We start from the raw sequence: 24,614 nt of genomic DNA, 5'->3' as shown, positions 1-24,614 counted from the left end.
GCGGCCCCGAGGTCCTTTTTCCTTGTCGAGATGACAAAGCCGTCATAAAAATCAGACAAATATAGGCGCGATCCGGTCAGGGAATCGCGGGAAGTGACAAAGGGGAGTGATATGAAGTGGCGTTTGGCGGCCGGTGTGGCCGTGGTGGCTCTGGCGAGCCCGGCTTTTGCGCAAAACGGCCCACAGGTCGCCGCCGTCCAGGTCGATCCCAGCCGCCCCGATTGGGAAAATCCCGCCGTCAACGCGCGGGGAACCCGCCTCGCCAGCGCCACCGCCTTTCCCTATGAAAGCCGCGACCTGGCGCTGGCGGGCGACCGGACCCGATCCAGCCGCTTCATGAGCCTCGACGGCGACTGGTCCTTCGCCTTCTCCCCCTCTGTCGACGGCGCGCCCAAGGGGTTCGAGCGGCCCGGTTACGATGTGTCCAAGTGGAAGACGATAAAGGTCCCCGCGATGTGGCAGGCCGAAGGATATGGTCAGCCCAAATACAACAACATCACCTATCCCTTCCCGGCCAACCGTCCGCTGGTGCCGCATGACGATAACGAGACGGGATCGTACCGCCGCGACTTCATCCTGCCGGACGGCTGGCGCGGGCAGGATGTGATCCTTCAGATCGGTGCGGCGGGATCGGCCTATCAGCTATGGATCAACGGGCAGGACGCCGGATATTCCGAGGACTCCAAGCTTCCCACCGAATATGACGTCACCCGGTTCCTGAAGCCCGGCCGCAATGTCGTGGCGATCCGCGTCTATCGCTGGTCGGACGGCAGCTATCTGGAGGATCAGGATTTCTGGCGCGTCTCGGGGATCGAGCGGTCGGTATATCTGCGGGCGGTGCCGAAAGCGCGGATCGACGATCTGTTCGTCCATGCCGGGCTCGACAAGAATTACCGCGACGGCACCCTGTCGACCGAGTTGACGCTGCCCGCGCTGCCCCAGGCGATGACCGCGCGCATGACGCTGCTCGACGGCGAGCGAGCGGTGGTGACGCGGGAGGTAGCACTGGCCCAGGGCGCCACCTCGGCCAAGCTGGATGCCGCCGTGCCCGGCGTGCGGAGCTGGTCGGCGGAGACGCCCCATCTCTACACGTTGCTGGTCGAACTGGTCGATGCGAACGGCCAGGTGGTGCAGGCCACGCCGCAGCGGATCGGCTTCCGCACCGTCGAGATCAAGGACGGGCAGGTCATGGTCAATGGCCGCCGCATCGTGATCCGCGGCGTCAACCGCCACGAGCATGACCCCGAGACCTTCCACGTCATCTCCGAAGCGTCGATGCGCCGCGACCTGGAGCTGATGAAGCGCAACAATTTCAACGCCATCCGCACCTCGCACTACCCCAACGACCCGCGTTTCCTGGCGCTGGCGGACGAGTATGGCTTCTACCTGATGGACGAGGCCAATATCGAGAGCCACGCCTATATGGAGCAGGGCAATCGCAACGGCGATCAGCGCAGCAAATATCAGATCGGCTTCGACCCTGCCTGGGAGGGCGCGCATGTCTCCCGCGTGATGAACATGGTCGAGCGGGACAAGAACCACCCCTCGATCATCTTCTGGTCGCTGGGCAATGAGGCAGGCATCGGCCCCAATTTCGAGAAGGCGGCGGCGGCGATCCGGCGGCGCGATCCGGCACGGCTGATCTCCTATCTCGGCTGGGGGACGCTCGACTGGAGCCATCAGCCGAACAACTATGTCGATATCTATGCGCCCATGTATGACGACATCGAAAAGATGGTCGACTGGGCCGAGGACCCGACCCGGACCCAGCCGATGATCCAGTGCGAATATGCCCATATGCAGGGCAATTCGGGCGGCAATTTCAAGGATTACTGGGACACCATCTACGCGCACCGCAAGCTGCAGGGCGGCTTCATCTGGGATTGGGTCGACCAGTCCATGTATCGCTATACCAAGGACGGGCGGCGTTACTGGGGTGACGGCGGCGAGTATGGCCCCAATCCGGGCGGCGATATCGAGTTTGGCGACGGGCTGAACCAGCCCGACCGGACGCCCAATCCGCAGCTGTACGAGGTGCAGAAGGTTCAGTCGCCGATCCGCTTCGACGGTTACGATGCGAAGACCGGACGACTGACTGTACATAACCGTCATGACTTTATCGATCTGTCGGGTTTCACCTTCGACTGGGTGGTGGAGAAGAACGGCGTCGCAGTGGCGAGCGGGCAGCTCCCCGCGCTGACCACGGCAGCCGGGCAGGTGCAGACGGTGGCGCTCGCCCCCAAATTCGCGCGCGAGGCCGGAGCGGAATATGTCCTGACCGTCCGCGCCCATGCCAAGGACGGCACGATCCGCGCGGTTCCGGCTAATTACGTGGTCGGCTGGGAACAGTTCGCGCTCACCGACGCCCCCGCCATGCCGGTGGCGGCCAGAGGGCAGGTCGCGGTCGCCGATAATGCCGACAGCGTCACCCTGTCGGCGAACGGCGCGGAGTTGGTCATCGACCGCAAGACCGGACTCGTAACGCGTTATGCGGCGGGCGGACGGATGCTGGCCAAGGGCGGCCAGCCCAATTTCGTCCGTGCCGAAACCGACAACGACACCGCCAACGGGACCGTCGCCCAGCAGTCGCCCTGGTTCACGATGAACGGCCGCTATCAGGTGCGGAGTGTATCGATCGGTCCCGACCAGAGCGTGGCCGTCGATCACGAGATGGGGGCGGGCGCGGCGCGTTTCGTCACCCGCTACAAGATGGCAGGCAACGGCGCGGTCGATGTCGACGGGCAGTTCGTGCCGCTGAAGGCCGACCTGCCGCCGCCGGTCCGTATCGGCCTGTGGTACACCATGCCCACCACCATGAAGACGGTCGAATGGTATGGCCGGGGCCCGCATGAAAGCTATGTCGATCGCAAGAGTTCGGCGGCGATCGGGCTGTGGCGAGGGAGCATCGCCGAGCAGAACCATGATTACATGCGGCCGCAGGATACCGGCAACAAGGTCGATGTCCGCTGGATGGAATTGTCGGGCGAGGGGGCGGGTATGCGTGTCCGTGCATCCAAGCCGCTGATGATGCAGGCGCTCGCCTTCCCCTATGGCGACCTCTACCGCCGGGCGCCGGGGACGTGGAAGTCGACCGATATCGTGCCGCATGGCGAGACGACGCTGATCATCGATGCCGCGCAATGGGGTGTCGGCGGCGACACGACCTGGAGCCATGTCGGCCAGCCGCATCAGCAATATCGCACCGTCCTCGCGCCGACGCGCGTCGCCTTCCGCCTGGAGCCCTTCAGCGGCGATGGCACCACCCCCGACAAAGCGAAGCCCGCCCGCGCAACAGAGGTGCAATAGGGCTGTTCTTTACTCGGACAATAAGCCATCATGCCGCATCAGGCAGAGGAGAATCCATGAAAAGGGCAACGAAATTCCTGTTTGCGGCGGCGGTCGCCACGCTGTTCGCGGGCACCGCAACCGGACAAACCGCGCCCGCCGGTACCGCCGACACGGTCGAAGTGCATGCCGACCGTCCGGGTCCGGTCTATAACCGCCGCCTGTTCGGCCAGTTCGCCGAGCATCTGGGCACCGGCATCTATGGCGGTATCTGGGTCGGCAAGGGCAGCAAGATTCCCAACGTCAACGGCTATCGCCGCGACGTGCTCGACGCGCTGAAGGCGATCCGGGTGCCGGTCATCCGCTGGCCGGGCGGCTGCTATGCGGACGAATATCACTGGCGCGAAGGTGTCGGCCCGCAGGCCAAGCGCCTGACCAAGGTCAACACCAACTGGGGCGGCGTGACCGAGGACAACAGCTTCGGCACGCATGAATTCATGAATTACAGCGAGATGGTCGGCGCCGAGGCCTATGTCTCGGGCAATGTCGGCTCGGCCTCGCCGTCGGAAATGGCCGAGTGGGTCGAATATATGACCTTCCCGTCCAAATCGACCTATGCCGAGGAGCGCCGCAAGAACGGCCGCGACAAACCGTGGAAGCTCGCCATGTTCGGCATCGGCAACGAGCTATGGGGTTGCGGCGGCAATATGCGTCCCGAATATGCCGCCGACGTGACTCGCCGCTATTCGACCTTCCTGAAGGTGCCCGCAGGCGAAAAGCTTCAGAAGATCGCCAGCGGCGCCAACAGCGACGATTACAACTGGACCGAAGTGATGATGCGGGACGCGGGCGGCGCGTTCGACGGCATCGGCGTCCATTACTATACGATTCCGGGCAATTGGGACAAGAAGGGCGCGGCCACCGGCTTCGACGAGGAAAGCTGGGCGCGCACCCTGTCCAAGACGCTGAAGATGGAGGAGTTGCTCACCCGTCACTCGGCGATCATGGACAAGTACGATCCGAACAAGCGGGTCGCGCTGCTCGTCGACGAATGGGGCACCTGGTATGACGTCGAACCCGGCACCAATCCGGGCTTCCTGTACCAGCAGAACTCGCTTCGCGACGCGATGGTGACGAGCCTGAACCTCGACATCTTTGCCCGTCATGCCGACCGCGTGCGGGGCGCCAACATCGCCCAGATGATCAACGTCCTCCAGGCGATGATCCTGACCGACGGCGCGCGCATGGTGAAGACGCCCACCTATTGGGTGTTCGACATGTACAAGGACTATCAGGACGCGACCGTCCTGCCGGTCGATGTCCAGTCGCGCTGGTACAACAAGAACCAGTGGGTGATGAAGGCGGTCAGCGCCTCGGCCGTTCGCGACAAGGCGGGCGTGGTCCATGTCGGCCTGACCAATGTCGATCCCAACCAGCCCGCGACCGTCTCGGTCAAGCTGGACGGCGTGACCGCGGCGCAGGTGTCGGGCCGGGTTCTGACCGGCGCGACGATGGACGCGCACAACAGCTTCGACGCGCCGAACCAGGTCGCGCCGCAGCCGTTCAACGGCGCGACGCTGTCGGGCGGCATGCTGACCGTGCAGGTGCCGGCCAAGTCGGTCGTCATGCTGGACCTGCGCTGATGAAGGCCCGCGCCGGAGCGCTGCTCGCCGCCGTCCTTCTTACCGGGGCGGCGGGGTCCGCTGTGCCCCGGCGCGATGTTCCTTGGAATAGTCCGGGGGCGGGCAACCCGCTGCTCCCCGGCTATTTCGCCGACCCCTCCATCGTTCGCGATGGGGGGCGTTGGTATATCTTCGCCACGATCGATCCGTGGGGCGACGACCGTCTGGGGCTGTGGACCTCGGACAATGGCCGCGACTGGCGCTTCTCGCAGCCGAACTGGCCGACCAAGCAGGCTGCGACCAGCCCGACCTCGGGCGATGCCAAGGTCTGGGCCCCTTCGGTGGTCAAGGCGCCGAACGGACGCTGGTATATGTATGTCTCGGTCGGCAGCGAGGTGTGGGTCGGCTCCGCCCCATCCCCGGCGGGACCATGGGCCGATGCCAATGGCGGCAAGCCGCTGATCGCGCGCGACTTTGCGCCCCAATATCATATGATCGACGCCGAGGCGTTCGTCGATGATGACGGCCAGGCCTATCTCTATTGGGGATCGGGGCTGAACTGGGTCAACGGCCATTGCTTCGTCGTGAAGCTGAAGCCCGACATGGTCCATTTCGACGGCGCGCCGAAGGATGTGACCCCGGCGAATTACTTCGAAGGCCCCTTCATGGTGAAGGAGAAGGGGCGTTACCTGCTGACCTATAGCGACGGCAACACCACCAAGGACACGTACAAGGTCCGTTATGCGGTCGGCAGATCGCCGATGGGCCCGTTCACCGAAGCGGCGAACAGCCCGCTGCTGGAAACCGATGCCGCACGGCAGATCATCAGCCCCGGCCATCACGCGATCTTCGCCGACAAGGGCAAGTCGTACATCCTCTATCACCGTCAGGCGCTGCCCTTCGTGACGGGTGGCGAGCGCGTGCTGCGGCAGGTGTCGGTCGACCCGCTGACCGTGCGGGCGGACGGCACGTTCGAGAAGGTTCGGCCCAGCCATGATCCGGTGATCCCGGCCTTTGCGGCAAAGCGCGATCGCGGGCTGCGCTGGACGGGCAAGGGCGTGGATGCGCTGGCGGCGGACGACAATTACGCGACCGCGTGGCGGCCCGAAGCCGGGCAGGCGCCGGTGCTGACCGCCGATCTGGGCGGATTGCGGGACATACGCGAAAGCCGGGTCCGTCCGGCCTTCGCGATCCAGCCGCAGGATCTACGGATCGAGGCTTCGCCGGACGGCAATAGCTGGCGCAACGTGGCGGCCGAGACGGGCGTGAGCGGCTCACCGATCACGCTGCGCCATCCGGGCAAGGCCCGCTTCCTGCGCATGACGGTGACGGCGAAGGAACCTGCGATCCTGGAGTGGTCGATCTTCTGATCTTGAGCCCCTCCCGCAGGCGAGTTTCAGGTCGGTCATGCCCCCGGCATGACCTAAACGATGCGGGGCATCGTTTACCTGAAACTGGGTTTGGGGAGGGGAGGGCCGTGAGCGATGGTCTCGGTGAGACCCCTTGCCCTCCCCCATCCCCTCCCGCCTGCGGGAGGGGCGTGCCTGGGGCGAGCGGATCGTACCCCAAACCCCCGTTCAGCCTGAGCGAAGTCGAAGGCCAAGGGCAGACCTTTCCCCAAACCCCACAACAACCGTAACACAGGGCGTGCTAGGACGGACCTGCATGGCGACACACACATCGAACCCGATGGAAGGCCCCCTCACGCCCTTCCTGTCATACTGGACGGCCCCCGATGGCTGGGTCCATCGCCGCTATGACCGCCCGCACGAACCGGGCACCGCGCGGCGGGGCCGGTTGCTGTTCCAGACTGGTCGTGCCGACATGATCGAGAAATATGGCGATGCGATCGATCATTTCCGCGCACAGGGCTGGGACGTTACGGCCTTCGACTGGCGCGGGCAGGGTGGGTCGGGGCGGCTGACGGGCGACGGGACCGGGCATATCGACCGGCTCGACCGGCTGGGCGAGGATCTGGCGGCGTTTTATGCCGGGTGGGTACGACCGGGCGAGGGGCCGCATGTCGTGCTGGGCCATTCGATGGGCGGGTTCGCCACCCTGTCGGCACTGGCCGGGGGCGGGATCGCGCCCGATGCGGTGGTGCTGGTCGCGCCGATGCTGGCGCTGCGCTCGCCGGTCGGCCAATGGGCAGGTGCACGGTTCGCCCGCTGGCAGGTCGGGCGCGGCGATCCGCTACGCCCCGCCTGGCGACGGCTGGAGACACCCGCTGCCGCCACCGCGCGGCAGAAGAGGCTGACCCATGACCTGACCCGCTTCGCCGACCAGCAGGCGTTTCGACAGGCGCAGCCCGAGCTGTGTCTGGGATCGCCCAGCTGGCATTGGGTGGCGGAGGCCTTTCGCGCCACGGCGGCATTGCGCGACGATCCGGCGCTGGCGCGGATCGCAACGCCGGTGCTGATGCTGGTTGCGCTCGCCGATCAGCTGGTCGATGCAGGCGCGTCGGCGCGGGTGGCGCAGCGTTTGCCGCAGGGCGAGCTGGTCGCCTTCGGTCGCGGCTGTGCGCATGAAATCCTGCGCGAGGCCGATCCGGTCCGCGCCAACGCCTTTGCCGCCATCGCCGCGTTTCTCGACCGGCGCGCGCCGGTTACTTCAGCCCGCAGCGAACCAGACCACCGCCCGTAATCCGGCATTTGGGGGTGCCCGCCACCGTCACCTTGCCCAGCCCGCCATTGGCGACCGCCGCCGTATAGCGCGCCCGTGCGGCAATCTCGCCGGGGCCGTCGAGCGTGACGGTCAGGTCGCCCGCCTCCAGCGTATCGGCCGCAATGCTGGCAGGCCCATTGGCCGCCAGCCGCGCCTTGCCGACCCGGCCGCCTTCGATGGTCAGCCTGGCAGGGCCGAACAGCATCGCGGTCAGCTGATCGCCATCCGCCCGACCGACCCGCACCTCGCCCGTGCCCGTGACCGACAGGTTAAGCGCGCTGCCCTTCATCGCCTGCACCGTCACCTGCGCGCCGCCGATGACGGTGACACCGGAGAGCGGCGGCGCGGCAAGGGCCAGCGTCACCGGCGCGTCGCCCCCGCCCGAGCGTCGCAGGACCAGCGTGCTGCCCATCACCTGCGCCTCGACCTGCCGCAGCGCCGCGCCGTCACCGGACAGGGTGCCGCGCGGCGAGGGAGCGGTGGTCATGGTGACGCGGAACGGCCCCTCGACCCGCAATTTGTCGAAGCTGCTCAGATCGACGCGCCGTTCGGCGGCCATGGCCGGGGCGGTCGCCAACAAGACGGGCAGGAAAAGGAGCGCACGGATCGCCATGATCGCCATCCTCGCACCGCCCCGTCGGCGTCGCAAGCCGGTCTCCGTTACAAGGTACGCCCGCAGCGCGCGCTACCCGATCCCGCCTTGCGGACGGTGCAGACCGAGTTCGGCCCCAGGTCGGCATCGCCCGAACCGCTCAAGGATACCTTGGCAGGGCCGTCGACCTGTACCGCGACATGGCCCGATCCAGCGATCCCGACCTCGGCCTGCTTGGCTTGAAGCCCATTGGCGCGCACGTCGCCCGACCCGGCAATGCCGATCTTCAGCGCGCCGACGAGCCCGCTGGCCTGGACCGAGCCGGAACCCGCGATGCCCAGTTCAGCCTGCTCGACCCGCAGGGTGGCGATCGTCAGGTCGCCCGAGCCCGCAATCCCGCCCTTGAAGCGCGCACCCTCGACCCGGTCGATGCGCATCTGGCCCGAACCCGCGATACCGGCTTCGGTCAGGCGGGGCAGCGTTACCAGGATGCGGACGTTGCGGCGATTGCCCCAATGCACGCCCTTCTTCATGCCGATCCGCAGCGTGTCGCCATCGCGTGCGATCCGCAGCTGGTCGAGGTCGGATGCCGCCCCTTCCGCACGCACCGAGAAATCGCCGCCGACCCGGATATCGACCGGATCGCTGCCGTCGCTGGACACGGTGGTAAAGCCCCGCGCCGCGTAGCTGCGCGTGTCGCCAGAGCCTTGCGCGGGGACTTCCTGTCCCTTGGCGTCGCTCTCGAACGAGCAGGCGGCGGTGGGGATGGCCAGTACCATCAGGCCGAGAAGCGTGGAAAGCGTGACGGACTTGGGCATGAGCGACCTCCTGTGTATTGAACGAATAATACACATGCTCGGGTTGCCCGTGCAAATGAAAAGGGGCGGCCCCGCCCGGGACCGCCCCTTGTTCGTATCGGCAAAGACCGACCGCTTATCAGGCGGCGGGCTTTTCCTTGTTGTAGATGGCGGCGGCAGCGCGCAGGATTTCCAGGATCTTTTCCTGGGCGCGCGGTTCGTCCACCTCTTCCATCGCGGCGAGTTCGCGGGCGAGGCGGCTGGTGGCCGCTTCGAAGATCTGCCGCTCGGAATAGCTCTGCTCGGGCTGGTCGTCGGCGCGGAACAGGTCGCGGACCACTTCGGCGATCGACACCAGGTCGCCCGAGTTGATCTTCGCTTCATATTCCTGGGCGCGGCGCGACCACATGGTGCGCTTGACCTTGGGCTTGCCCTTCAGCGTTTCCATCGCCTCGCGCATGGTCTTGTCCGAGGACAGCTTGCGCATGCCGACCGACTCGGCCTTGTTGGTGGGAACGCGGAGCGTCATGCGCTCCTTTTCGAACCGCAGCACATAGAGTTCGAGCTGCATCCCTGCGATTTCCTGCTTTTGCAGCTCGATAACGCGGCCCACGCCATGTTTGGGATACACGACATAGTCACCGACGTCGAAGTGGAGCGCCTTGGCAGCCATTGGGGGCCTTTCCGGATCAGGGCCTTCGCACGAGCGCCGAACAAGCGGAAATGGGTCCACTGATCAAGTCGGCCTCGGGAAGGAAGGGTCGAACACATCAAAGGCGGGCGGTCGCGAAAACAGCTATGCCCGTCGCGGAACCATATAGCATGGTCGCAAGAAAATTACCAGCATATGTGCAGGGTAGCGGAACCATCCGGTGCGGGCGGCCTACGCATCCCCATTCCATCTTTCCTCCCCTGTAAGGGGAGGGGGACCATGCGCAGCATGGTGGAGGGGTGTCCCGCCATCGAAAGGGGGTACATCCCTCCGTCAAGCCTTCGGCCTGCCACCTCCCCTGAAAGGGGAGGAATGATCGGGATCAGTCGCCCTTGCCGGGCGCGTCCCGGTTAGTCGCCCTTGCCGGGCTCCGGGCTGAAGAACTGGTCGTACTTGTTCTCGACACCCTTCATCGCATCCGCATCGGGCGGCGTCTGGTCGAGCTTGCGGGTGACGTTGGGCCACTGGGCGGAGAAGGTGTTGTTCAGCTCCAACCACTGTTCCAGCCCGCTCTCGGTGTCGGGCAGGATCGCCTCGGCCGGGCATTCCGGCTCGCACACGCCGCAATCGATGCACTCCGACGGGTTGATGACGAGCATGTTCTCGCCCTCATAGAAGCAGTCGACGGGACACACCTCGACACAGTCCATATACTTGCAGCGAATGCAGGCATCGGTGACGACGTAGGTCATGACAACTCCCAAGGTACGAACGCGTGCTGCTATGCCGCGTGCGGCGATCCGTCAACGCTTGAAACCGTATCGGGGCCCGAAACCATATTGGGGCTAGAGACCGGCGAGGTGACCAGATCGCAGTAACAGGCGCGCCCCTCGGCGGGCGGCCCGCGCCGGACGGGCAGCGATTCCACCCGCAGCACGCGCACCTGGCCATGATGCGCAAAGGTCAGGATGCTGCCGATCCGCACCGGCGCATGGGCCCGGTCGATCGCGCGGCCGTCCATGCGGAAATGCCCATCGCACGCCATCGCCTGCGCCGTCTCCCGCGACTTGGCGATCCGCGCCCACCAGAGGAAACGGTCGAGCCGCATCGACTCGAGTGCAGGGGCGCGGGTGCTCATGGGGTGGGGCGGTCCTTTCGGTGGGTCATGGAAGGCGCGGACAAGCCCATTCCTCCCCAAGCTAGGCTTGGGGAGGGGGACCATCCGCATGATGGTGGAGGGGCAGGGGCTTGGCGATGACCTTCGCGGCCTGGCGCGAGCCGCAGGATATTGCCCCTCCACCACCGCTTCGCGGTGGTCCCCCTCCCCATCGAAGATGGGGAGGAACGGAGGCGTGTCGTCACGGCGTACGCCCCCAGTCGGCGAGCGCGGCGAAGGCGTTGCCTGGGCTGGCGGTGACACGCGGGGCGGGGCGGGCAGGTGGACGGCCGCGCCAGATCCAGCGGGCGGGTTCATTCTCCCCGCCCCGTATCTTGCGGAACCCCAGGTCGCCCATCAGCCGGTCGAGCGTCGCCGCCTCCAGCCCGATCGAGGTCGCCAACGAGGCGTCGGGGGTGAAGGGTCCACGCCCCTCGCGCGCGTCATGGGCGGCACGCGCGATGCGCTCGACCAGATCGATCCGTACCGCCTGTTCGCCGAGCGGCCGATAGCCCGACGCGACGCCGCGCCCCGGCTCGTCGCGGCGCAGGATGGTGGCGCCCGGCCGGGCGAGGTCGGGCGTCTGGCCCCACAGGGTCATCAGGATACGCCGCCATGCCGCCGCACCGGGTTTGAGCAACCGCGGATCGAACACGTCCAGCGTGCCGATGGTGATCCCCATGCCGCGCAGTCGCCGCCGCTCCTCGGGCGACAACGCATCGATCATCAGGCGCAGCGGCTGGCGCGGCGCGATGCCGCCCGCATCCTCCAGCGCGGCGGCGACGGCGCGGATCGCGGGCGACGCCTTGGCCTCGCGCGCCAGCCCCGCCAGCCGGACGAGCGCGGGCAGTTGCCGGTCGAGCGACCGCGCCAGCCAGGCGTCCAGCCGGGCCTTCACCTGCTCGCGCTGGATCGGGGCCAGGCAATCGAGATCGCGTTCCAGCCGCAGCACCGGCCGCCCCAGCGACGGCCCCGCTATCAGCCGCGCCACGCCATGCCCGTCCCAGACCAGCCGATCCTCGACCAGCGCGATCGCGTCATGCTCGGCGGCGATCAGCGCCTCGGCGCGGCGCGACCGCTCGGTGCCCAGCCGCTTTTCCGCCGCCGCCAGCAACAGGCGCTTGTCGTTCGCCCGCGCGCCCGCCTCGACGGTGAAGCGGAATCCCTCCAGCCGACCGATCGGATGATCCTCGACCAGCACCTCGCCCTCCGGCCCGATGGTGACGGGCAATGCACCCGCATCGGCGCCGATGCGGCGGATCAGCGCGGTGGTGCGCTTGTCGACGAAACGCTGGGTCAGGCTGGCATGAAGGCCGTCCGACAGTCGCTCCTCGATCTCGCGCGTGCGTTCGGCCCAGTGTCTGGGATCGGCCAGCCAGTCGGCGCGCTGGGCGATATAGGCCCAGCTGCGGATCGCGGAGAGGCGGCCCGCCAGCGTCTCGACATCGCCCGCCATATTGTCGAGCCGCGCAATCTCGTCGGCGAACCACTGGTGCGGGACATGACCCAGCCCTTCGGACAAATGGCCGAAGACGCGCGAGACGAAGCGGGCATGGGGGTCGATGCCCACCTTGCGGAAATCGGGAATGCCGCATGCCGCCCACAGCCGCGCGACCATGGCGGGCCGCCGCACCCGGTCGCGGACCCAGGGTTCGTCGGACAGCCGCTTGAGCACCTGAAGATCGGTGGCGAGCGGGGCTGCGCGCAGCACGCCGGGGGCGGGCTTGCGCTCCAGGCTGGCGATCAATGCGTCGATGCTCGACAGGTCGGGATCGCCCTCCCGCCAATAGAGATGGTCGAGCCGGGGGAAGCGATGCTCCTCGATCGCCAGCACCTCTTCGGGCAGGAACGAGTCCGGTCCCTCCTCGGCCAGCGCGCCGAAGCTGCCGTCGCGGTGATGCCGCCCGGCGCGTCCGGCGATCTGCGCCATCTCGGCCACGGTCAGGCGGCGGCGACGACGACCGTCGAACTTGTGCAGCCCGGCAAAGGCGACATGCGCGACATCCATGTTCAGACCCATGCCGATCGCATCGGTGGCGACGAGATAATCGACCTCGCCCGCCTGGAACATCTCGACCTGCGCATTGCGGGTGCGCGGGGACAGCGCGCCCATCACCACCGCGGCGCCGCCACGCAAACGGCGCAGCATCTCGGCCACCGCATAGACCTCCTCGGCCGAGAAGGCGACGATGGCGGAGCGCTTGGGCAGGCGGCTGATCTTCTTGGCGCCCGCATAGGTGAGCGTCGAGAAGCGGGGACGGGCGATGATCTCGGCATCCGGCACCAGCGCGCGGATCATGGGCTTGAGCGCCTCGGACCCCAGGATCATCGTCTCATCGCGGCCGCGCCGGTGCAGCAACCGATCGGTAAAGACATGACCGCGCTCCAGGTCCGCGCCCAGCTGCGCCTCGTCCAGCGCCATGAAGGCGACGTCGCGGTCGGGCATGGACTCGGCGGTGCACAGGAACCAGCGCGCATCGGGCGGCACGATCTTTTCCTCGCCCGTGACCAGCGCGACCTGGCCCGGTCCCTTCAGCGCCACGACCCGGTCATAGACCTCGCGCGCGAGCAGGCGGAGGGGAAAGCCGATGATGCCGCTGCTATGCGCGCACATCCGCTCTATCGCGAGGTGCGTCTTGCCGGTGTTGGTCGGCCCGAGAACGGCCGTCACGGCGCCCGATACGCGGCTTGTCATACGCCCTACATCGGGCTTCGCAGGCGCGGTTGCAACGGCATGGAGCAAGATCGTCGTGCACTGGCGGGATTCGGCCCGGTCCGGCCACGTCTTGCCGCAGCATCGGGGCGGCGGGACGCAGCGGCTTTGACTTTGCACGCTGCTGCCCACACCGCAAAATCCTGTGCGCCGGGGGGGATCGGCGACGCTGTCGACGATTTCACGGAAACGCAACGCTTCTCATGTTCCTTGCCACCGACGAAGCCCTGATCCTGTCCGGGGGAACCGCCACGCGCCCCATGGGCCGCGTGGCCCCGCCGCCCATGGGACGCCTCGCCCGGTGGCGCATCGGCGCCCGCGAGATCGACTGGGTGCCCGATCTGGGAACCCAGATCGGCAGCCGCGACTGGTGGCGGGGGCTGGCGACCTGTTCGGCGCTTTGTGCCGCGACCATTGCCATGGCGCCGGGCTTTCACCGCCCCATCGTCGGGCAGGCCCCTGCTCCCCTGACCGGCGAGGCGCGGAGCCATGAGCGGGCGCAGGCCATCGCCCCGCTGGCGCTGGGTGCGGACAGCGGGCAACGGCTGGCCGCCAACGAACTCGTCATGCACCTGGCCGAAGCGCCAGAGCGGCCCATGATGGAATTGTCCGCCACCATCGGTTCGGGCGACCGTCTCGACCGCGTGCTGCAACGTGCGGGCGTGTCCCGGGATCAGGCGCGCGCCGCCGCCGCCCTGATCCAGCCGGTGACGGAGGGCGAGGCGATCCCGTCGGGCACCCGCATCGCGCTGACCCTGGGACGGCGACCGAGCCGATCGGTCGCGCGACCGCTGGAGACGATGAAGCTGCGCGCGCGCTTCGACCTGGCCGTCACGCTGACCCGCACGCCACAGGGGTTCGAGATGACGCAGGCGCCGATCGCGATCGACCGCACGCCGCTGCGCCTGCAAGGACTGGCGGGATCGAGCCTGTACCGTTCGGTCCGCGCGGCGGGAGCGCCCGCCAAGGTGGTCGAGGCCTATATCAAGGCACTGGCGTCGCGCATGTCGGTCGGCCGCGACGTGAAGCGTTCGGACAGTTTCGACCTGATTATCGAGCGCGAGCGGGCCGCAACCGGCGAGACCCGGCTCGGCAAGCTGCTGCTCGCGGGGCTCGACCATGGCGGGCGCAAGGTGCAGCTGGCACGGCTGGCCGATGACGAGGACGGCCAATGGTATGACGTGAACGGCCAGAGCGAAAAGCGCGGCGCGATGGGGATGCCGGTCGCCGGGCGCGTCACCTCGTCATACGGCAAGCGGGTCCACCCGATCCTGGGCCTAATGCGGATGCACAAGGGCACCGATATCGGTGCGCCCTATGGCACGCCGATCCATGCGATGATGGACGGGGTCGTCCAGTTCGCCGGTCGCTCGGGCGGTTACGGCAATTTCATCAAGCTGGCGCATTCGGGCGGGGTCGCCAGCGGCTATGGCCATATGAGCCGCTTCGCCGTCCGTTCGGGCGCGCATGTGAAACAGGGCCAGGTGATCGGCTATGTCGGCTCGACCGGCATGTCGACCGGCCCGCACCTGCACTGGGAAGTGTGGAAGAACGGCGCGGTGGTGAACCCGCGCACGCTGAAGCTGGCGAGCATGGCGGTGCTGTCGGGTGCCAAGCTGCGCACCTTCCGCCGCGAGGTGCAGGCGATGCTGGCGGTCAAGCCGGGGCGGTAAAGCTTTTTCCCAATCCCAACCCCCGTTCGCACTGAGCGAAGTCGAAGTGCACGTTCCGCGCTTGGCCAGTTCATCCCGAGGCCTTCGATTGCGCTCAGGCTGAACGAAGGTGGGGAGGCGGGCTAAAGCCGGAAGGCGTTACTTCCCCGCCGCGCGCCAGCGGCCGACCGTCTCGGTCAGCACCCGGTTGCCCCCCGACGGGTTCGCCCAGAGCGCGGTGATCGTCATGTCGCTGGATGCCGGGCATTTGTCCTCGGCCAGATTGTCCAGGCTAGCGCGCATCGGGAAGCTGACGGCCTCGCCGCACAGGATCGCCTCGCGGTTGCGCAGCGCCGAAATGGTGTCGAGCAGGCCGCGCCCGCCCTCGGGCATCGCCGAGCGCACCATCGCCTGATCGCGTTCGTTGTTCAGCCGCATCGCGATGATGGTGCCGCATTGCGACAGCACGCCCTCGGCCAGGTCGGACGGGCGCTGCGTCACCAGGCCCAGCGAGACGCCGTATTTGCGTCCCTCCTTGGCGATGCGCGACAGGATTCGGCCGACCGCCGACGTCTGTTCGGCCTGTGCGGGGATGTAGCGATGCGCCTCCTCGCAGACCATCAGGACGGGGCGACGCTCGGCGGGATGGGTCCAGATCGCATGGTCGAAGATCATCCGCGCCAGCACCGCGACGACGCTGCTGGTCACGTCCGACGGCACGCCGGAGACGTCGATGATCGAGATCGGCCGCCCGTCCCCCGGCATCCGCAGGATGCGCGCGAGGAAGTCGGTCATCGTATCGGCGACCAGCATGCCTGAGAACATGAAGGCATAGCGGGGATCGCTCTTGATCTCCTCGATCTTGGACTTGATCCGCTGATAGGGGGCGATGTCGCCGACCCGCTCCAGCTTGCTCATCTCCTGGCCCAGCTGCGCGGTCAGGTCGGACAGGAGATAGGGGATGGGCGTGTCGACGGTGACGCGCGGCAGTTCGGCGGCGGCGCGGTTGCGCATGCGGGCGGCGAGCAGGCATTTGGCGAGCACATCGGCGTCGTGCTGGCGCTGTTCGCCGCTGGCCGAGAGCAGGATCTCGCAATGCTCGGCGAAGTTCATCAGCCAATAGGGCATGCGCAGATTGCCGACGTCATGGATGCTGCCGGTGTCGCGAAAGGCCCGGGCATATTCGCCATGCGGATCGATCATGACGATATGGCCCAGCGGCGCACGCTCGCAGATGCGGTGCAGGATCATCGCCGTCGCGGTGGACTTGCCGGTGCCGGTCGATCCCAGGATGGCGAAATGCCGTCCCAGCAATGCGTCGACCGCCAGAGTCGCGGGTACGGTGCGGGCGGGGTGGACGGTGCCGATCGTCACCGTCGTCTGGGCACGGTTGAGGTGGATGCCCGCCAGCTCGTCATTGGTGATCGCATGGATCGTCGCGCCGGGCATGGGATAGGAGGTGACGCCGCGCCGAAAGCCGTACAGCGCGCCCGTCTCGGGCTGGCGCATCCCTTCCCCCATCAGGTCGATCTCGGTCGTCAGCGCGGCGGCGTCGCTGGCGGGGTCGAGCGCGAGCGAGCGGATCGTGCCGATGATCCAGCGATCGCCGCGCTTGACCTTGACCGGCATCGCCACCTGTCCGGCAGCGGCCAGCACCGGATCGGTATCCTCCGCCAGCGCGGCCAGCGCCTGGCGGTCGAGCACGATCCGCCCCGACGACCCGGCGATGGCGAGCAGCCAGCCGATGACCGGTGTATCATGGGCGGAATGGGGGTCGGCAGACGGTAGGGAGGACATGGATACGCCGTCATTTGGAATGGGAGGATGGCGACGCTAGGTTGGAAATCTTAAGATTTCCCGATCCTTACACCCGCCGCGCGATCCAGCCTGCGGTCCAGCCGAGCAGGATCGACAGCGCCACCGCCGTCAGGCCATAGGGGATGGCCGCGCGGTCGGCGGCGCGCGCCACGAAACGCTCGAACCCCGATTTGCGGATATCGATGTCGCGCACGGCGGCGGCCAGCACGCGGCCGTCGCGGATCAGGAAGGTTTCGGCGGTGAAGCGCCCCACCGGCACGCGCGCCGGGATGGTGACGCGGGCGCGGTAGAGCACGTCGTCGGTAATCTCGACGGCGCGTGGCGCCTCGACATACAGGCCGCTGCGGCGGCGCTGGTCGACCAGCCCCTGCTGAAACCGCGCCTGGACATTGGCGGGCGCGGCGGAGGCGGGCGAGAGCTGCAGGCTGTCGAGCCCGAGTTCGTAGATGGCGCGGGTGCGATCGTCGACGATCCGCTCGATCGGCCGCGATGAGGCGATGGCGTAGAAGGACGGCGCCGACTGATAGCGCAGGCGCCCGGCATTGACCCAGAGACCGGCGATCTTCTCCTTCTCGCGGATCAGGATCGATTGGGTCGGCCCCTTGACCACGACGACGATGTCGGTCGGCCGGTCGTCGCTGGGCGGGCGGCCGCCGGGATAGAGGATCGCGCCGAACAACAGCAGTTCCGCGCCGGTGAAGCTGTAGGCGATCTGGATATCGCGCTGCGACACGTCGGGGACCAGCACCGGCTTAGCCTGCGCCATCAATAGCGGCGAGAGCAGCGCCAGGATGACGGAAAGGCGTTTCACAGCAGCTGGACCGTGAAGATTTCCTCGGGCCGCCACACCAACCCCAAAAGGATGCGCAAGCCGACCAAGAGCACGATGACGGCCAGCGCCAGGCGCAGATATTCGGGCTTCGCATTGGTGGCGAGCTTCGCGCCGACCTGCGCCCCCGTCACCGATCCGACCAGAAGCAGTCCGGCCAGCACGATATCGACCGCCTTGGTGGTCGTCGCATGGACCATCGTCGCGGCGGCGGTGACGAACAAGGTCTGGAACAGCGAGGTGCCGAGCACGACATTGGTCGCCATGCCCAGGATATAGATCATGGCGGGCACGAGGATGAACCCGCCGCCGACACCCAGCAATATGGTCAGGATGCCGGTAAAGAATCCCAGCATCAGCGGGGCGAGCGGCGAGATATACAGGCCCGAGGCATAGAAGCGGGTGCGGAAGGGCAGGGCCGCGACCAGCGGATGATGCCGCCGCCGTGCCGCTTTCTGCGGCCGCCCGCGCCGCTGCGCCAGGATCGCCCCGGCCGCCTCGCGCGCCATGACCGATCCGATCCACCCCAACATCAGCACATAGACGATGGCAATGACCGTATCGATTTGCCCGCTCGCCTGGAGCAGGCGGAAGATCCAGGCGCCCGCGAACGACCCGATGATGCCGCCCGCGACCAGCACGCCGCCCATCTTCACATCCACCCCGCCACGTCGCCAATGCGCGGATACGCCCGAGACGCTCGCCCCCGTCACCTGGCTGGCGGCCGAGGCGGCGGCGACGGTGGGCGGAATGCCATAGACGATCAACAGCGGCGTGGTCAGGAACCCGCCGCCGACCCCGAACATCCCCGACAACAGGCCGACACCCGCCCCCAGCGCGATGATGACGAGCGCATTGACCGACAGGTTGGCGATCGGAAGATACAGGTCCACGGCCGCGTTATAGACGCGCCCGCCTTTCCGAACAGTGTCGAAGCGTCAGAAATCGCCCGCCAGCGTCAGTGCGGGGCCGGAATCGGGAGCGGCACGCCCCGCCACCCGCTGCCGCCAGTCGAGCGACAGGCGGACGCGGCGGTTCGCGACGGGCAGGGCGATGCCCAAGGTCGGTCCGATATCCAGCCGCTGCGCATCCCGCTGCGCCCCGCCCCATAGCGCCAGCCCCAGGTCGAGGGCGGGCGTCAGCGGCGTGCTGGCCCGAACCGCGCCGTCGGCGAAGGGCTCGATCCGCGCGCGGGCCACCGCACCGGCCTGGGCATAGCCGGTCAGGACGATGCCGGGGGCAACGGAACGGGGACCGATCCCGCCCACGACCAGTGCGGCGGGGGCATCCTGTCCGGCATCGAGCGCCAGCCTTTGTTCGACCAGCAGGTGAATCGGCACATGATGAAGCGGGCGCCAGTCGATCCCGACCGCCATCTCGCGTCCGATTCCCTCCGCGGGCGCGGACAGGCGCAGGCTGGCGGCCACGTCGCCCCGCGAATCGAGCCGCCGTAACAAGCGGATGCCGCCTTGCGTCCCACCCAGTTGGCCACCGGGCAGCAGCGTCTGGCCGCCTTCGCGAATGACGGCCCACAGGCTGGCGCTCCACCGCTGCGGCGGGGCGGGAAGTATGGGCAGCGCGACACGCGGCGAAAGCGGTGGGACGGACGGTGCCGATGCGATGATCGGCCTGTCCTGGATCGGCGCTTGCGCGGCGGGGATCGGGGAAGGTCGAGCGGGACCCTGGATCGAGGGTTTCGGTCGTGGTGCACGCGTAATCCCAAGTCGTGCGAGCTGTATCTCGGGCTGATGCGGGACGGGACCACGAAGCAGGGTCAGGGCAGCGCGCGGTTCGGTACGCTTGACGGGCCTCACCGCTATCACGACGGCCGGGTCGGAGGGCAGGAGAAAGGCGATGCGGCCCAGCGTCCACAGCCCGACGACGCCGCCCAGGAATCGCAAGGGGCGTCCGCTCATGACTGCGGCGACAGGTCGGGGAAGTGGTGGCTCGTCTTGTCCCAGGCGGGCACGCCGCCACGCAGCACATGGATATAGCGGATCAGGGCGCGGGGGATGGCCGCCAGCGCCACGAAATTACCGATGATGAATCGCGGCAACGACCATAAGGCCTCTCGCCAGCCATAGGCGCGGCCGGTGAACGTCATGCGCACGGCCAGCCGCCATGCCAGCAGCAGGGCGTTGACCCCGAACAGGAAACGCAGGCCCGGATCGACCGGCGGCAGGGGCGTGCCGGCGATCCAGTGGATCGACACGGCCAGCACATCGGCGGTCATGCCCAGATAGGCCGCCGCCAGCACCAGCATCGCCATCGGCCCCCGCCGATCGCGTAAGCGCCACCAATGATCCCCCATCGCCAATGCCCGCCCCCAACCGGTGCGATCCCAGCCGATCAGCGCGATACCGGTCATCCATCGGGCCTTTTGCCGGACGGCGGCCACCAGGGTCGCCGGGAAATAGGCGCGGACCGCCACCACGCCGCCCCGCGTCCCGTCCGCGACCCGCGCGAACAGTCCCTCGCCGCCCAGTTCGGCGATGCGCAGGCCCAGCTCGTAATCCTCGGTCAGGCTGGTCGCATCGAACGGATCGCCCCCGCGCGACGCGGCGATCCGGCCCAGCATGGCTGGCGACAGCGCGCAGCCGGTGCCGGCCAGCGGCATGCCCGCCCCGATCCAGGTGCGGACGACCAGCTGCTTGATGTGGCTTTCGGCGAACTCGTCGGCATAGTGGCCGGACACCAGGCGCGATCCCGGTACGACCAGCGGCAGGACCGGCAACTGCACCACCGCCCGCTCCTCGATCAGCGAGTCGAAGACCGCCAGTTCGTCCGGATGCACGACATCTTCGGCATCGTGCAGGACGATCGCCTTCGCTCGAAACCCTTCCACCGCGATGTCGTGCTGGAGTGCGTGCCAAAGCGTGTTGAGGCAATCGGCCTTGGTCGTCGGGCCATCGCGCGCGCCGATGACCAGACGGACCCGATCGTCGCGTTCGGCCATATCGGCCGCCGCCGCAATGGTGGCCGGGTCATTGGGGTAGAGCCCGACATAGATACGATAATCGGGATGCCGGAAACGCGCGAGCGCAGTGGATAGCATCGCGCCGATCACCGCGGCTTCGTCCCAGGCCGGGGTGAAGACGATCATGCGTCCCGGCTGTTCGGGTTGGGGCAGCGCATAGCTGCGGATCGGCGTGGCGGGGCCTTTTATCAGTCGTCGTACGATATAGATCAGATCGACCAGAAGATCATCCAGGCCCCCGACCAACAATCCGACGGCCGCGAACAACAACAGTTCCCGCGCGACGATTTCGAAGATCGTCGAGACTTCCCCCACTCGGCTCCCCCCGTTGCCGAATCTTATTGTGCCTGTCCGAAATGAGCCGATCAATAGCGGTGTGATTGGTCATTTTGGCCTAAGCACCCCTGCGGGAAAGCCGTGTGTTTCGCCTTTTATCCTGCAAAATCAGTATGTCGAACCGGCGGGTGGTTGCACCTTCTGCTGCGGTGCAACATATGGGGTCGCGAAAGGATTTTCCATGGCCCGGACACTTCCCCCCGGCATCGTCCATACCGCACTGGCGGTGGGCGGCTTTGCGATCGGCACGACCGAATTCGCCGCGATGAGCCTGGAGCCCGATCTGGCGCGCGGCCTCGGCATCGATGCGCCGACGGCGGGGCATGTCATCAGCGCCTATGCGCTGGGCGTGGTGGTGGGGGCACCGCTCCTGGCGGTGCTGTCGGCCAAGCTGGCGCGGCGCACGCTGCTGATCGCGTTGATGCTGATGTTCGCTGCGGGCAACGGCCTGTCGGCGATGGCGCCCGATTATCACTGGATGCTGTTCTTCCGATTCCTCAGCGGGCTGCCACACGGGGCCTATTTCGGGATCGCGGCGCTGGTCGCGGCCTCGCTCGTCCCTGAGTCGCGGCGGACGGTGGCGGTCGGGCGGATCATGCTGGGCCTGACGGTCGCGACGGTGATCGGCGTGCCGCTGGCGCAGATGCTGGGCCAGTGGCTCAACTGGCGCTGGGTGTTCGGTGTCGTCGCGGCACTGGCGCTGCTGACCGCGACGCTGGTCGCCATCGCCGCGCCGCATGACCGGCCCGACGAAGGCGCCAGCATCCGTCGCGAACTCGACGCGCTGAGCAAGGGGCAGGTCTGGCTGACGCTCGCCATCGGGGCGATCGGCTTTGGCGGCATGTTCGCGGTCTATACCTATCTGGCGGCGACGCTGACCGAAGTGACCGGCGCGTCGACCGCCATGATCCCGCTGGTGCTGGCGGTGTTCGGGCTGGGCATGACGATCGGCAATATCGTGGTCCCGCGTTTCGCCGACCGCGCTCTGATGCCGACCGCCGGGGGCTTGCTGCTCTGGTCGGCGGCGATGCTGGCGCTCTATCCGCTGGCGGCGGGCAGCCTGTGGACGATCCTGCCCATCGTCTTTGCGATCGGGCTGGGCGGAGCACTGGGCACCGTGCTCCAGACGCGGCTGATGGACGTGGCGGGCGAAGGACAGGGGCTCGCCGCCGCGCTCAACCATTCGGCCTTCAACACGGCCAATGCCATCGGTCCCTGGGCGGGCGGGCTGGCCATCGCCAACGGGTTGGGATGGACCTCGACCGGCTATGTCGGGTGCGGGCTGGCGCTGGGCGGGTTCGTGATCTGGCTGATCGCGATGCGTTTCGGTGGGACTAGCGCGCCAGCGGATCAATCGAATCGCCCGGTGCTGTCGCACTGAGGCTTTGCGCCACCGCCTCGACCCGTTCCATCACGCGCAGGATATTGCCGCTGGTCAGGGCCATCAAGTCCGCGTCGCCCCAACCGCGCCGGACCAGTTCGGCCAGCACCAGCGGATAGCCGTCCACACCGGTCATCCCCTCCGGGCCGGTGCCGTTGATCCCGTCATAATCGCCGCCAAAGCCCACCGCCCCGCGTCCCGCCACGCGGGCGATATGCTCGAGATGATCGGCGACCATCGCCGCCGTCACGCGCGGGGCGGGGTGGCTGGCGTCCCAGGCAATCAACGGCGCTGGCGCGCGCGGGCCATAGATGTTGGCGACCACGCCGACCGACCTGGCATAGGCGGTGCGGCCGGAATCCCAGGCCCGCCATTCGCTCGACAGGAAGGCGGGATAGCAATTGACCATCACGACCCCGCCGCCCGCGCCGATCCGGCGGAGCAGTGCGTCGGGAATATTGCGCGACGCATCGGCCAAGGCGCGGGCATCGGAGTGCGAGGCGATGACGGGCGCCCGGCTGGTATCCAGCACCGCCGCCATCGTCGCGTCGGAGACGTGCGCGACATCGACGATCATGCCGATCCGGTTCATCTCGGCCACCACCGCACGACCAAAGGGGCCGAGCCCATTGGCGATGGGGGCATCGGTCGAGGAATCGGCCCAGGCCAGGCTGCGGCCATGGGTCAGCGTCAGATAGGCGACGCCCAGCGCCTTGTACTGGCGCAACACCGACAAGCGCCCGTCGATCTGATGCCCGCCCTCGACCCCGATCAGCGAGGCGACCCGGCCCGCGCGCGCGACCCGGCGGATATCTGCGGCGGTGCGTGCCATCGCGAGCCGGGTCGGATGGGCGGCGACCAGGCGGTGGACACGGTCGATCTGCTCCAGCGTCATCTCGACCGCGCGTGGGCCGGTGACATCGGCGGGAATCCAGACCGACCAGAATTGCCCGCCGACCCCGCCGCGTTTGAGGCGGGGCAGGTCGGTCTGAAGCGGATGGGGCAGGGCGGCGGTGCCGGTCGCGAGCGAAGGAGACTCGGGCGAAAGGTCGGAGTCCCGTAACTCCCAGGGCAGGTCGTTATGCCCGTCGACGATCGGTGCGCGGGCCAGGACCGACTCGACCCGCCGCGTGATAGCTGGATCGGCGGCCTGGGCGAGGAGTAGGGCGATCAGCATGTCGGCCGCTGCTCGAAGCGGGTCAATAGAGGGTCGATGGCCTGCTCGATCGTCTCGACCCGGTCAATCCGCGCGGCGGGCGGTCCCGATTCCGCCTCGGCCACGATCCGTGCCACCGCGTCCCCCGGTCCCTGCACCACCGCCTCGACCGTGCCGTCCATACGGTTGCGAACCCAGCCGGTCAGCCCCGAGGCCGCCGCGTGTCCAAGGAACCAGTAACGATATCCAACGCCCTGTACGCGCCCGGTGATGCGAAGATGACGACCGATCATGCCCGCGATTGTCGCGCGGGAGGGTGGGAAAAGGAAGGTCCCGATCCTTCCGGCATGGGGAGGGGGATCACTTCAGGCTGGCGGTCACCCCGTCGATCACGAACTGCACCGCCAGCGCGGCGAGCAGCACGCCCAGCACGCGGGTGATCACCGCCTCGATCTTGGCGCCCAGCAGCCGCATCAACGGCCCCGCCGCCAGCAGCGCAACGAGCGTCAGCAGCAGGATCGACACCATCGCGCCCAGGACCACGATCGACGCCTGAAGCCCCGAATTGCGGCTCATCAACAGCATGACGGTCGCGATCGAGCCCGGCCCGGCGATCATCGGCATCGCCATGGGGAAGATCGACACATCCTCCGCCTCGTGCGGATCGTCGGCGACCTTGGCCGCGCGGTCCTCGCGCCGCTGGGTGCGCTTCTCGAACACCATCTCCAGTGCGATCAGGAACAGCATGATGCCGCCCGCGATGCGGAACGCCGCCATCTCGATACCCAGGCCATGCAGCAGCGCTTCGCCGAACAGGGCGAAGACGAACAGGATGACCGAGGCGACCATGACCGCGCGGATCGCCATCGCCCGGCGATGCTGCGGCGTCGCCCCCGCCGAGAGGCCCGCATAAATGGGGGCGCAACCCGGCGGATCGATCACCACGAAGAAGGTGATCAGCGAGGAGATATAGAGTTCGAGCAC

General features: G+C 67.6%; 20 protein-coding genes. 6 read left to right on the top strand and 14 right to left on the bottom strand.

Annotated features, from left to right (window positions below; genetic code table 11):
- Positions 1 to 111: 111 nt before the first annotated feature.
- The 4 genes from ACWKSV_RS13355 to ACWKSV_RS13340 all read left to right on the top strand — a co-directional run bounded on the left by ACWKSV_RS13355 (position 112) and on the right by ACWKSV_RS13340 (position 7,550).
- Entirely contained in the window at positions 112 to 3,306 is a 3,195-nt protein-coding gene (locus ACWKSV_RS13355; protein WP_076714313.1) for a glycoside hydrolase family 2 TIM barrel-domain containing protein, read from the top strand.
- Positions 3,307 to 3,362: 56 nt separating this feature from the next.
- Positions 3,363 to 4,928 (top strand): alpha-N-arabinofuranosidase, encoded by a 1,566-nt coding sequence (locus tag ACWKSV_RS13350; protein ID WP_076714311.1) that lies wholly within the window; start codon positions 3,363 to 3,365, stop codon positions 4,926 to 4,928.
- Positions 4,928 to 6,277 (top strand): family 43 glycosylhydrolase, encoded by a 1,350-nt coding sequence (locus tag ACWKSV_RS13345; RefSeq protein ID WP_076714309.1) that lies wholly within the window; start codon positions 4,928 to 4,930, stop codon positions 6,275 to 6,277. Before ACWKSV_RS13350 ends, ACWKSV_RS13345 begins: the two co-directional genes overlap by 1 nt.
- Before the next feature lie 295 nt (positions 6,278 to 6,572).
- Positions 6,573 to 7,550 (top strand): alpha/beta fold hydrolase, encoded by a 978-nt coding sequence (locus ACWKSV_RS13340; protein WP_076714307.1) that lies wholly within the window; start codon positions 6,573 to 6,575, stop codon positions 7,548 to 7,550.
- Here the strand turns inward: ACWKSV_RS13340 and ACWKSV_RS13335 are convergent.
- From ACWKSV_RS13335 to ACWKSV_RS13310, 6 genes are all read right to left on the bottom strand, one after another.
- Positions 7,513 to 8,184, bottom strand: a complete 672-nt coding sequence (locus ACWKSV_RS13335) for a GIN domain-containing protein (protein WP_076717775.1) — start codon at positions 8,182 to 8,184, stop codon at positions 7,513 to 7,515. The two genes, ACWKSV_RS13340 and ACWKSV_RS13335, sit on opposite strands and share 38 nt — an antisense overlap.
- Positions 8,185 to 8,231: 47 nt before the next feature.
- Positions 8,232 to 8,981: a head GIN domain-containing protein gene (locus ACWKSV_RS13330; protein ID WP_076714305.1), complete on the bottom strand. Its 750-nt coding sequence runs from the start codon at positions 8,979 to 8,981 to the stop codon at positions 8,232 to 8,234.
- A 118-nt stretch (positions 8,982 to 9,099) separates the two neighbouring features.
- Positions 9,100 to 9,633: a CarD family transcriptional regulator gene (locus ACWKSV_RS13325; RefSeq protein ID WP_042486954.1), complete on the bottom strand. Its 534-nt coding sequence runs from the start codon at positions 9,631 to 9,633 to the stop codon at positions 9,100 to 9,102.
- 389 nt (positions 9,634 to 10,022) lie between these two features.
- A complete protein-coding gene (fdxA, locus tag ACWKSV_RS13320) occupies positions 10,023 to 10,364 on the bottom strand; it encodes a ferredoxin FdxA (protein WP_042486955.1) in 342 nt (113 codons plus the stop codon).
- 29 nt (positions 10,365 to 10,393) lie between these two features.
- Entirely contained in the window at positions 10,394 to 10,750 is a 357-nt protein-coding gene (locus tag ACWKSV_RS13315; protein ID WP_056438888.1) for a S4 domain-containing protein, read from the bottom strand.
- A 220-nt stretch (positions 10,751 to 10,970) separates the two neighbouring features.
- Positions 10,971 to 13,463, bottom strand: coding sequence for a helicase-related protein (locus ACWKSV_RS13310; protein ID WP_076714303.1), 2,493 nt, complete (start codon positions 13,461 to 13,463; stop codon positions 10,971 to 10,973).
- Between the two features lie 221 nt (positions 13,464 to 13,684).
- On the opposite strand from ACWKSV_RS13310, the gene ACWKSV_RS13305 reads away from it, so the two are divergent.
- Positions 13,685 to 15,154: a M23 family metallopeptidase gene (locus tag ACWKSV_RS13305; RefSeq protein ID WP_076714301.1), complete on the top strand. Its 1,470-nt coding sequence runs from the start codon at positions 13,685 to 13,687 to the stop codon at positions 15,152 to 15,154.
- Between the two features lie 138 nt (positions 15,155 to 15,292).
- Here the strand turns inward: ACWKSV_RS13305 and ACWKSV_RS13300 are convergent, their stop codons facing one another.
- From ACWKSV_RS13300 to ACWKSV_RS13280, 5 genes are all read right to left on the bottom strand, one after another.
- Positions 15,293 to 16,930 carry an ATP-binding protein gene (locus tag ACWKSV_RS13300; protein ID WP_056438897.1) on the bottom strand — a complete coding sequence of 546 codons (1,638 nt, stop codon included), beginning with the start codon at positions 16,928 to 16,930 and terminating at the stop codon, positions 15,293 to 15,295.
- A gap of 67 nt (positions 16,931 to 16,997) precedes the next feature.
- Positions 16,998 to 17,717, bottom strand: a complete 720-nt coding sequence (locus ACWKSV_RS13295; RefSeq protein ID WP_221238927.1) for a TIGR02186 family protein — start codon at positions 17,715 to 17,717, stop codon at positions 16,998 to 17,000.
- Positions 17,718 to 17,758: 41 nt separating this feature from the next.
- Complete coding sequence (locus tag ACWKSV_RS13290; protein ID WP_056438903.1) at positions 17,759 to 18,673, bottom strand: sulfite exporter TauE/SafE family protein; 915 nt, start codon at positions 18,671 to 18,673, stop codon at positions 17,759 to 17,761.
- A gap of 45 nt (positions 18,674 to 18,718) precedes the next feature.
- Positions 18,719 to 19,696, bottom strand: coding sequence for a hypothetical protein (locus ACWKSV_RS13285; RefSeq protein WP_237243485.1), 978 nt, complete (start codon positions 19,694 to 19,696; stop codon positions 18,719 to 18,721).
- On the bottom strand, positions 19,693 to 21,072 hold the full coding sequence (locus tag ACWKSV_RS13280) for a glycosyl transferase family protein (protein WP_172839606.1): 1,380 nt from the start codon (positions 21,070 to 21,072) through the stop codon (positions 19,693 to 19,695). The genes ACWKSV_RS13285 and ACWKSV_RS13280 overlap by 4 nt, the downstream gene beginning before the upstream one ends.
- Positions 21,073 to 21,274: 202 nt before the next feature.
- On the opposite strand from ACWKSV_RS13280, the gene ACWKSV_RS13275 reads away from it, so the two are divergent.
- Positions 21,275 to 22,474: an MFS transporter gene (locus ACWKSV_RS13275; RefSeq protein ID WP_076714298.1), complete on the top strand. Its 1,200-nt coding sequence runs from the start codon at positions 21,275 to 21,277 to the stop codon at positions 22,472 to 22,474.
- Here the strand turns inward: ACWKSV_RS13275 and ACWKSV_RS13270 are convergent.
- The 3 genes from ACWKSV_RS13270 to ACWKSV_RS13260 all read right to left on the bottom strand — a co-directional run bounded on the left by ACWKSV_RS13270 (position 22,428) and on the right by ACWKSV_RS13260 (position 24,614).
- Positions 22,428 to 23,651: a dipeptidase gene (locus ACWKSV_RS13270; protein WP_076714296.1), complete on the bottom strand. Its 1,224-nt coding sequence runs from the start codon at positions 23,649 to 23,651 to the stop codon at positions 22,428 to 22,430. The genes ACWKSV_RS13275 and ACWKSV_RS13270 overlap by 47 nt on opposite strands.
- Complete coding sequence (locus ACWKSV_RS13265; RefSeq protein WP_076714294.1) at positions 23,645 to 23,923, bottom strand: acylphosphatase; 279 nt, start codon at positions 23,921 to 23,923, stop codon at positions 23,645 to 23,647. Before ACWKSV_RS13265 ends, ACWKSV_RS13270 begins: the two co-directional genes overlap by 7 nt.
- Before the next feature lie 67 nt (positions 23,924 to 23,990).
- Entirely contained in the window at positions 23,991 to 24,614 is a 624-nt protein-coding gene (locus tag ACWKSV_RS13260) for a MarC family protein (protein WP_042486983.1), read from the bottom strand.

The organism is Sphingomonas sp. SphC10 (genome assembly GCF_057004845.1).
The sequence above is the reverse complement of the archived record's forward strand: the minus strand, read 5'-3'. Positions and strand labels throughout refer to the sequence as shown.

What these genes read in the sequence shown, in the direction of transcription:
- ACWKSV_RS13345 (WP_076714309.1), top strand. Translation starts at nt 4,928, where the DNA reads ATGAAGGCCCGCGCCGGAGCGCTGCTCGCCGCCGTCCTTCTTACCGGG.
- ACWKSV_RS13285 (WP_237243485.1), bottom strand. Translation starts at nt 19,696, where the DNA reads ATGAGCGGACGCCCCTTGCGATTCCTGGGCGGCGTCGTCGGGCTGTGG.
- ACWKSV_RS13350 (WP_076714311.1), top strand. Translation starts at nt 3,363, where the DNA reads ATGAAAAGGGCAACGAAATTCCTGTTTGCGGCGGCGGTCGCCACGCTG.
- ACWKSV_RS13300 (WP_056438897.1), bottom strand. Translation starts at nt 16,930, where the DNA reads ATGTCCTCCCTACCGTCTGCCGACCCCCATTCCGCCCATGATACACCG.
- ACWKSV_RS13340 (WP_076714307.1), top strand. Translation starts at nt 6,573, where the DNA reads ATGGCGACACACACATCGAACCCGATGGAAGGCCCCCTCACGCCCTTC.
- ACWKSV_RS13270 (WP_076714296.1), bottom strand. Translation starts at nt 23,651, where the DNA reads ATGCTGATCGCCCTACTCCTCGCCCAGGCCGCCGATCCAGCTATCACG.
- ACWKSV_RS13295 (WP_221238927.1), bottom strand. Translation starts at nt 17,717, where the DNA reads ATGGCGCAGGCTAAGCCGGTGCTGGTCCCCGACGTGTCGCAGCGCGAT.
- ACWKSV_RS13315 (WP_056438888.1), bottom strand. Translation starts at nt 10,750, where the DNA reads ATGAGCACCCGCGCCCCTGCACTCGAGTCGATGCGGCTCGACCGTTTC.
- fdxA (WP_042486955.1), bottom strand. Translation starts at nt 10,364, where the DNA reads ATGACCTACGTCGTCACCGATGCCTGCATTCGCTGCAAGTATATGGAC.
- ACWKSV_RS13335 (WP_076717775.1), bottom strand. Translation starts at nt 8,184, where the DNA reads ATGGCGATCCGTGCGCTCCTTTTCCTGCCCGTCTTGTTGGCGACCGCC.
- ACWKSV_RS13275 (WP_076714298.1), top strand. Translation starts at nt 21,275, where the DNA reads ATGGCCCGGACACTTCCCCCCGGCATCGTCCATACCGCACTGGCGGTG.
- ACWKSV_RS13305 (WP_076714301.1), top strand. Translation starts at nt 13,685, where the DNA reads ATGTTCCTTGCCACCGACGAAGCCCTGATCCTGTCCGGGGGAACCGCC.
- ACWKSV_RS13325 (WP_042486954.1), bottom strand. Translation starts at nt 9,633, where the DNA reads ATGGCTGCCAAGGCGCTCCACTTCGACGTCGGTGACTATGTCGTGTAT.
- ACWKSV_RS13355 (WP_076714313.1), top strand. Translation starts at nt 112, where the DNA reads ATGAAGTGGCGTTTGGCGGCCGGTGTGGCCGTGGTGGCTCTGGCGAGC.
- ACWKSV_RS13265 (WP_076714294.1), bottom strand. Translation starts at nt 23,923, where the DNA reads ATGATCGGTCGTCATCTTCGCATCACCGGGCGCGTACAGGGCGTTGGA.
- ACWKSV_RS13310 (WP_076714303.1), bottom strand. Translation starts at nt 13,463, where the DNA reads ATGACAAGCCGCGTATCGGGCGCCGTGACGGCCGTTCTCGGGCCGACC.
- ACWKSV_RS13330 (WP_076714305.1), bottom strand. Translation starts at nt 8,981, where the DNA reads ATGCCCAAGTCCGTCACGCTTTCCACGCTTCTCGGCCTGATGGTACTG.